The sequence below is a fragment of the Flavobacteriales bacterium genome (assembly GCA_021296215.1).
In the GTDB taxonomy this organism is placed as follows: Bacteria; Bacteroidota; Bacteroidia; order Flavobacteriales; family ECT2AJA-044; genus ECT2AJA-044.
In genome coordinates this window covers 1-5441 of sequence record JAGWBA010000100.1, presented here as the reverse complement: position 1 = coordinate 5441, position 5441 = coordinate 1, and the positions used below count along the sequence as shown (strand labels likewise).

General features: G+C 49.1%; 7 protein-coding genes. 5 read left to right on the top strand and 2 right to left on the bottom strand.

Annotated features, from left to right (window positions below; all coding sequences use genetic code 11):
* Positions 1 to 508: 508 nt before the first annotated feature.
* Positions 509 to 1690 (bottom strand): acyl-CoA dehydrogenase family protein, encoded by a 1182-nt coding sequence (locus J4F31_11740; protein MCE2497229.1) that lies wholly within the window; start codon positions 1688 to 1690, stop codon positions 509 to 511.
* Positions 1691 to 1778: 88 nt separating this feature from the next.
* Between J4F31_11740 and J4F31_11735 the strand changes: the two genes are divergently transcribed.
* Positions 1779 to 2612 (top strand): T9SS type A sorting domain-containing protein, encoded by an 834-nt coding sequence (locus J4F31_11735; protein ID MCE2497228.1) that lies wholly within the window; start codon positions 1779 to 1781, stop codon positions 2610 to 2612.
* On the opposite strand, the gene J4F31_11730 is transcribed toward J4F31_11735, so the two are convergent.
* A complete protein-coding gene (locus J4F31_11730; GenBank protein MCE2497227.1) occupies positions 2598 to 2975 on the bottom strand; it encodes a DoxX family protein in 378 nt (125 codons plus the stop codon). The genes J4F31_11735 and J4F31_11730 overlap by 15 nt on opposite strands.
* A gap of 92 nt (positions 2976 to 3067) precedes the next feature.
* On the opposite strand from J4F31_11730, the gene J4F31_11725 reads away from it, so the two are divergent.
* The 4 genes from J4F31_11725 to J4F31_11710 form a co-directional block, all read left to right on the top strand.
* The gene (locus tag J4F31_11725; protein ID MCE2497226.1) at positions 3068 to 3739 is read left to right on the top strand and encodes a DUF4271 domain-containing protein; all 672 of its coding nucleotides are present in this window, start codon (positions 3068 to 3070) and stop codon (positions 3737 to 3739) included.
* Between the two features lie 14 nt (positions 3740 to 3753).
* Entirely contained in the window at positions 3754 to 4512 is a 759-nt protein-coding gene (locus tag J4F31_11720) for a uroporphyrinogen-III synthase (GenBank protein ID MCE2497225.1), read from the top strand.
* 16 nt (positions 4513 to 4528) lie between these two features.
* A complete protein-coding gene (locus J4F31_11715) occupies positions 4529 to 4918 on the top strand; it encodes a ribonuclease P protein component (protein ID MCE2497224.1) in 390 nt (129 codons plus the stop codon).
* A partial coding sequence (locus tag J4F31_11710) for a PDZ domain-containing protein (protein ID MCE2497223.1) occupies positions 4915 to 5441 on the top strand: 527 nt, incomplete at its 3' end. The genes J4F31_11715 and J4F31_11710, both read left to right, overlap by 4 nt.

Sequence of the window (5441 nt, the reverse complement as noted above, 5' to 3'; positions counted from 1 at the left end):
TTTCCACTCATAACTTAGCCTAATGTAGGTACTTTTAAATTTAACCTAGCAAGTGGTCTAAATTTCGGGGAGTGTTACATATAAAGTAGTGATAATGCTCGGCTAATTATAGGCTAATACTTACCCAATGGTCAAAACAGATATAACAAACAAATTTCTATTGAAATGAAATTTAGTCATAACCTTCCCATGTCCGTTGATTTGTGAGGATATGACAAAGGTGTTGCAAAATAGAGAATGGATTTCTAGGAGTATATCCGTCTCAAAAACAAACAATAAATCAAGCACCGGCAGTTAACAACAGGCAAAGCCAAGCGCTCTAATCTCCCTACTCCGAAGTCCTCGCCTAAACTACTGAGCTTTCTTATCTTGTCATCATAACCGCAAAGCACCTGTCCTTGCACGCAAACCGTTACTAGAACAGAGCCGGATTCGACTAATTAAGAACCGTTGATTACGATTGCGGTCGAGATCCTCCAATTAAGACCTAAACCCTAAGAACTAAGACCTATTTGAATGCATTAAGCCCCGTCACATCCAACCCGGTGATGAGCAGGTGAATATCGTGTGTTCCTTCGTAGGTAACTACTGATTCGAGGTTCATCATGTGGCGCATGATCGGGTAGTCCCCGGTGATACCCATCCCGCCCAACATTTGACGTGCATCGCGAGCGATCGTGAGGGCCATATCGACGTTGTTCCGCTTGGCCATGCTGATCTGTGCTGAAGTAGCGCGACCTTCGTTATTGAGTTGTCCCAAGCGGTAGGTCAGTGCTTGAGCCTTGGTGATCTCGGTGATCATTTCGGCCAGTTTCTTTTGTTGTAACTGGAACCCGCCAATGGGGCGATCGAACTGCACCCGCTCCTTGCTGTAGCGTAAGGCGGTGTCGTAGCAATCCATTGCGGCTCCAATGGCCCCCCACGCGATACCGTAACGAGCGCTATCGAGGCAACCGAGCGGGGCTCCGAGGCCCGATTTGTTCGGCAAAATGTTGGCCTTTGGTACGCGCACGTTCTCGAATACGAGCTCTCCCGTAGCACTCGCGCGCAAGCTCCATTTGCCGTATGTTTCAGGCGTGCTGAACCCTTCCATTCCGCGCTCTACCACAAGCCCGTGAATACGCCCTTCTTCGCTTTTGGCCCAAACGACCGCGATATCGGCAAAAGGAGCGTTCGAGATCCACATTTTGGCACCGTTGAGGATCACGTGATCGCCATCGTCTTTGAAGTTGGTCACCATTCCACCCGGATTCGAGCCAAAATTAGGTTCGGTTAAGCCGAAACACCCAACGTACTCACCTGAAGCGAGTTTGGGCAAATACTTTTGCTTTTGCTCTTCGTTTCCGTACGCGAAAATGGGGTACATAACCAACGAACTCTGCACCGAACACGTAGATCTAATTCCAGAGTCGCCTCGCTCGATCTCCTGCATCATGAGTCCGTACGACATCTGGTCGAGTCCGGCCCCGCCGTATTCTTCCGGAATGTACGGTCCAAAGGCACCAATTTCGGCCAGCCCTTGAATGATGTGTTTTGGAAATTCGGCGCGCTGCGCATAATCCTCGATGATCGGGCTTAGCTCACGCTTGACCCAATCGCGGGTAGCGTTACGAACGAGTTTGTGTTCCTCGCTGAGGAGTTCGTCGAATTGGTAGTAATCCGGGGATTGAAATAGATCGGTCTTGGCCATGGTGACTTGGGTCCTTTAAAAAGCGGAACAAATGTACGAGATTTATTGTTCCGCCATTAATTTGTAAAACTGCAAAACTACTCTGCTCATGAAAAAAAGCTACTTGTTTTTATTACTGCCTGCGGCAGGATTGCTATTCGCGACTCCGGCACTCAACAACAGCGCTGGCGCACCGGCCGGACGTACCGGTTCACCTGGAGACAACAACGTTACTTGTGCTGCCGGTTGCCATACGGCGAGCAATCCGATAGATCAGACGGTAGACATCGACATCAGTAATATTCCGGACTCGGGTTATATCCCGGGTCAAACCTACAACGTCACGGTGATCGGTAATCGCGGGTCGTTCAACGGGCCTCGAATCGGATTTAGCTTGACCGCCGAGCGGTTGTCGGACAACCAAAAGGCGGGAACGCTGATCTCAGGTTCGGGAACGCAGTTGATGGGATGGGGTCAAAGCCACATCACGCACACTTCAGGAAGTATCAATACGGCCGGAAACGAAAATTCATGGTCGTTTCAATGGACCGCTCCGGTGACCGGTACGGGCGATGTAGGGTTCTACGCTGTATGTGTCTTTGCCAATGGTAATGGTTCCAATAGCGGTGACAAAGTATTGAGTGTAGGGCCTATCACGGCATCTGAGGATAACACCTTTTCGCTTGACGAAGAGTCACTTCAGCCAAAATTCTATCCACAGCCAGCTACGGATTATGTGCGCTTGGTCTTTGATCAGCAAACCGATTGGCTGCAAGTACGGATGTACAGCAGCTCTGGTCAGTTGGTGCAGCAGCTCTGGTATAGTGATCAGCAAGGTGAGCACGATGTGCGCATCGAGTTGAGCGATGTTGCAAAAGGAACATATTGGGTCGAGTTCGCCAGCGAACGCGGCGCATTGATGAAACCTCTATTGGTTCAATAAGTATTGCTCGAGAGAGTATTTTCCTGATCCCGTAAAGATCAGGACCACAAAGATCACCAAGGCTTCCAAGGCGTGAGAGGCTCCACTGAGCCCCTCACCCTGGCCGAGGTGCATGGCCGCGGCCACGATCATGGTAAAGGCTAGGAATCCGGCCGCGGGTTTCGTTACCCAGCCGATTGCGATGAGGAGACCGCCTACGGATTCAGCCAACGCAGCACTTAAGCCCCACATCATGGGCCAGAAATCGATACCGAGATAGGTCATTTTTCGACCGAGCGATTCCCACCGTTCATAACCGCCCAACAACTTGGGCAGTCCGTGGATAAACGCGAAGCTTAGTCCTATACCTAGACGGAGGATCAAAAGTCCTGTATGTCGAAAATGTATCCTTGAGCTAAATGGATTCATGCCGCTAAAGTAATTTTTCTACCCGACTCCTTTCGTACCTTCGGCACATGGATTGGCCGGAGATATTGGAACGCTCGAACGACGGGCGAGATTGGCTCACTTTGCTCGTTTTTATTTGGCTGACGATCTTGGCCTACGTTCGCATGTCGTATCCACTCCGCTTTCGGCAGTTCACCGGAAACCTCGTAAGTGAACAATACGTTAATCTTTACGCCCGAGAAGAGCGGTGGCTATTCAATAATTTCAATGTACCCATAGGAGTCATGTTCCTCATGTCTCTGGCATTCGTAACCGTGCGATTGAATCATTTTTACCAGTGGTGGGCCTTCGATAACCTTGTGCTCTTCGCCTATTTACTGCTCGCTTTTTTTGCCACCTACCTCTTAAGAACGGTGTTGGTACTCTTTTTGGGTCGGTTGTTCCGAATGGAAACGACTGTTCGCTACGCCCTGTTAAGGAGATACTCGAACGCGGTGTTGGTCAGTAGAGTGTGGTTTGGATCCGCGGTTTTGTCAGTGTACATGCCGTTGGCAAAGGAGTGGGTGCTGTATATCGGACTTATCGCCGGCGGACTACTTTTAATGTGGGGTTACGTTCAGATTTTCCGAAAGTTACTAAAGCAAACGCGGCTTTACTTCTACTATTTAATTTTGTACATTTGCGCCCTCGAAATAGCGCCTATTCTGCTCATAGCAAAGTGGTTGTCTGTTTCGTACTAACGGAAGCACAAAAGATGGCGGAAAACAAGGTTAAAACGATTCTGGTTTCTCAACCGGAACCGAAGACAGAGAGCTCTCCTTACTTCGACCTTGCTGAAAAGCAAAAGGTAAAGATCGATTTTCGACCCTTTATCCATGTCGAGTCGGTGGATTCCTCTGAATTCCGAAAATCCCGAATCAACCTAGCGGATTACAGCGCAGTTATTCTGACGAGTCGGAATGCAGTCGATAATTATTTCCGCATCGCGGAAGAAACGCGCTTCAACGTTCCCGACTCTATGAAGTATTTCTGTATGTCAGAGGCGATCGCCTACTACTTGCAGAAATACGTGGTTTATCGCAAGCGCAAGATCTATTACGGTAAAACCCGTTTTGAGGATCTGATGCCTACGATCAAAAAGCACAAGAAAGAGAAATTCTTATTGCCCTCATCGGATATTTTGAAGCCGAACATCCCCGAAGCACTTGAAGAAGGGAAGATCGACTACACCCGCGCCGTATTGTACAAGACCGTATGCAGTGACCTTTCGGATCTGAGCGACGTGTTGTACGATATCCTTGTGTTCTTTAGTCCATCAGGTATCAAATCGCTCTTTGAGAATTTCCCGGATTTCGAGCAGAACGACACCCGCATCGCGGCTTTTGGCCCTACGACCCGGAAAGCGGTTGAGGAAGCTGGATTGACCCTCAACATTCAGGCACCGAGCATGGACGCACCGTCCATGACCATGGCCCTGGAGCAGTACATCAAAAAGGTCAACGGACGCAAATAACCCGTACCTTTGCGGTATGAGCCCTACCTTTCGGAAAAATGAACGATTGATCTCTCAGCAGATCATGGATAAGCTGTTTTCTGAAGGGAACTCCGTAAAACATTATCCTTTTCGGCTGATCTGGTATACGGGTCCCGAAGTGGTTGAACCTTTTCAGGTAACGATCAGCGTTCCCAAACGACGTGTTAATCGCGCCGTGAGGCGCAACAGAATAAAAAGAAAGATCCGCGAGGCCTATCGTTTGAACAAGGATCGCTGGCTAGGGCGACTTTCTGGACCCACGGCCGCCATGTTGGTTTACCTCGATGGAGCAGAAAGAGCGCAAGATGAAATGGAGCAGAAAATATGCTACCTTTTTGAGCGTTTTTTAGAGGAGCAGGGCAAACGGGAAAAATGGATCATATGAAACTTCTACTCAAGAATTTAAAAAGAGGCCTCATCGCTACATCGCTACTCGCGGTTTTGCTGGTGGGGTCGGCATTTCAAGGCAGCTACTTTGAGATATCCAAGCAGCTCGACATCTTCACTACCTTATTTCAGGAACTCAATACTTATTACGTCGATGAGATAGAGCCCGGTGAACTGGTGAAAACGGGTATCGATTCCATGCTCGAATCTCTAGACCCCTATACCAACTACATCCCCGAATCTAAGATCGAGGATTTCAGATTCCAAACTACCGGTGAATACGGTGGAATTGGAGCCCTTATTCGCAAGCAAGGCGAGTACATCGTGATCTCAGAGCCGTACCTCGGTTTTCCGGCCGATGAGGCCGGGCTTAAAGCGGGCGATATCTTGCTCGAAGTGGGCGGTAAGTCCGTGGTCGGATTCAACACCGAGCAAACGAGTGAAGTCCTCAAAGGTGAGGCTGGAAGTGAAGTGAAGATCATGGTGCGTCGCGATTGGACCGACGATACCTTTACAAAAAC

Excerpts from the sequence above, each read along its gene's own strand:
- J4F31_11740 (MCE2497229.1), bottom strand. The coding sequence starts at position 1,690 with ATGGCCAAGACCGATCTATTTCAATCCCCGGATTACTACCAATTCGAC.
- J4F31_11735 (MCE2497228.1), top strand. The coding sequence starts at position 1,779 with ATGAAAAAAAGCTACTTGTTTTTATTACTGCCTGCGGCAGGATTGCTA.
- J4F31_11725 (MCE2497226.1), top strand. The coding sequence starts at position 3,068 with ATGGATTGGCCGGAGATATTGGAACGCTCGAACGACGGGCGAGATTGG.
- J4F31_11720 (MCE2497225.1), top strand. The coding sequence starts at position 3,754 with ATGGCGGAAAACAAGGTTAAAACGATTCTGGTTTCTCAACCGGAACCG.
- J4F31_11715 (MCE2497224.1), top strand. The coding sequence starts at position 4,529 with ATGAGCCCTACCTTTCGGAAAAATGAACGATTGATCTCTCAGCAGATC.